Source organism: Pseudoalteromonas sp. SR45-6 (assembly GCF_014163545.1).
Lineage (GTDB): Bacteria > Pseudomonadota > Gammaproteobacteria > Enterobacterales > Alteromonadaceae > Pseudoalteromonas > Pseudoalteromonas rhizosphaerae.
Genome location: NZ_JACJDM010000249.1, coordinates 1 through 231, shown reverse-complemented (window position 1 = coordinate 231; position 231 = coordinate 1). Strand labels below are relative to the sequence as shown.

The following is a 231-nucleotide window of genomic DNA, read 5'->3' as shown; positions in this document are numbered from 1 at the left end:
TAAAACCGTTCGTAATAGGGCGAAAAAACTGGTTGTTCTCAAATACCTGCAATGGTGCTCATGCCAGCGCTATACTTTATAGTCTTGTTGAAACCGCAAAGGCAAATGACCTTGTGGTGCATGACTATATCTCTACTTGCTTACAGCGCCTTGCTGAGCAGCCAGATAACCTTGAGCCACTGCTACCTTGGAACATTAAGCAAAGCTAGGTGTCGTTAGCTATACGCTTAC

The 231-nt window shown here is 44.6% G+C and carries 1 protein-coding gene; it reads left to right on the top strand.

Annotation, left to right across the window (positions count from 1 at the left end):
* On the top strand, positions 1 to 209 hold a 209-nt coding region (locus tag H5158_RS23075), incomplete at its 5' end, for a transposase domain-containing protein (RefSeq protein ID WP_182741008.1).
* Between the last annotated feature and the right edge of the window lie 22 nt (positions 210 to 231).